This is a genomic window from Enterobacter cloacae complex sp. 2015409, from assembly GCF_041365315.1.
GTDB classification, from domain to species: Bacteria; Pseudomonadota; Gammaproteobacteria; order Enterobacterales; family Enterobacteriaceae; genus Enterobacter; species Enterobacter pseudoroggenkampii.
This window is the reverse complement of record NZ_JBFTVM010000016.1, coordinates 1-1,870: the sequence shown is the minus strand read 5'-3', so window position 1 is coordinate 1,870 and position 1,870 is coordinate 1. Positions and strand designations below refer to the sequence as shown.

1 pseudogene is annotated in these 1,870 nt (G+C 58.3%); it reads left to right on the top strand.

Annotated features, from left to right (window positions below):
- Window positions 1-1,870, top strand: a pseudogene (locus ACDO57_RS23315) (Contact-dependent inhibition of growth factor CdiA); the annotation flags it as partial.

Here is a 1,870-nt window from a genome sequence, read left to right as displayed (position 1 = left end):
CATGGCGGGGAACAGCCTGTGGATGCAGCGGGATGCGGCAGGGAATGCGAACAGCCAGGTGGTGAATACGTCGGGGAATATTGAGACGCAGCGCGGGGATATTGCGATCAGGACGGGGCATTTGCTGAACCAAAGGGATGGTCTGGTGGTGCTTAACAGCAAAACCGAAAACCTGATGGAGCAGGTCAAGTGGTTGAAGGACGGCTATGCGGATATCCCTCTTTCTGAGCTGATCGCGGGAACCGATTATGGCTATATCGTCATGGAATCCTGTACCGGCGGTGGCAGTCCCGGGCACGGAGCTGGTCCTACATGCAGGGATATAGCTACTCCGATGCCGATGAAAAACAGTCCGGCGAAAGAGATTGCGATTTTACGAACGACACAAACTGTGTCCGCAAATGGTGGAGCGGGACGGATTAGTTCAGCTCAGGGGATGGTCATTCAGGCGGGACAACTGGAAAATAATGCCAGTACACTGCTTGCCGCGAAAGATATGTTCCTTTCTGGTACGACTCTGCAAAATCAGTCATGGACTGATGGTACGGTGACGCGTTACAGGACATATGTTGCCGACCGTGAGCAATATAATCGTAAAGCAAATCCCTCCGCGTCGGTCGACGCAGATGTTTATAAGAAGACCCCCATTCACTATGTTGCACAGGGTGATGATCGGGACGAAGGATCCGGAGGAACAATATATCGTTCCGTCATCCAGGCGGGCGGTAACGTTACCGCAAACTTCACCAGTAACATCAGCAACACCAATACCACTGCGAACGCGGGCGGCGTCAGCAACGTTATCTCCACGCCGTCGCTGAACACCCTCAGCAACCAGAGCGTCGGCAGCGGCGTACAAAAACAGGGGCTGAGCAATACCGGCACCGTGGCGGTGAACTCGCCGCAGTGGAACGATCAGCTCCAGGGTGCGCTACAGCAGCTTAACGGCGGCGGCGCGCTGGAAAACGGCGGCGCGTCCGGCACGCCTCTCAGCAACATTGGCACCAGGCAGAAAGGCAACGCGAACCTCGGCCAGCTGGGCGCACTGGCGAACGCCGGGGTCACCACCGCCGATCTCAGAACCGCTCAGGGCGGCGCCGTCGGGCATTACCAGGGCCAGCGCGTCGATACCAGCGCTTACCCGCTTCCGTCGGGCAACAACGGCTATTTTGTCTTCTCCGACAACCCGAAAAGCCCGTACCTGATCAGCATCAACCCTAAACTGAACGGTCTCGGACAGCTTGATCCCGCCCTGTTTGCCGACCTGAACGCAATGCTCGGGGTCAAACCGTCGTCCACGGCACCGCAGGAGACGCGGCTGGCGTTTACCGACGAGAAGCAGTTCCTCGGCTCGTCCTATATGCTCGGCCGCCTCAACCTGAACCCGGATTACGACTACCGCTTCCTCGGCGATGCAGCGTTCGATACCCGCTATGTCTCCAACGTGGTGCTCAACCAGACCGGTAACCGCTACCTGAACGGCATCGGCTCCGATCTGGATCAGATGCGCTATCTGATGGACAACGCCGCGGCGGCGCAGCAGTCGCTGGGCCTGCAGTTTGGCGTCTCGCTGACCGCCGATCAGATTGCCGCACTCGACCACAGCCTGCTGTGGTGGGAGAAAGCCACCGTCAACGGCGAAACCGTGATGGTGCCGAAACTCTACCTGTCGCCGAAGGACGTCACCGTCAATAACGGCAGCGTAATCGCGGGTAACAACGTTACCCTGAAGGGCGGCGACATCACCAACAGCGGCAGTTCGCTGCTGGCGAAAAACAGCCTGACGCTCGACAGCCAGAACAGCATCAGCAACCTCAACAACGGCCTGATGAAAGCGGGCGGCGACCTGAACCTGAGCGCCATCGGCGAT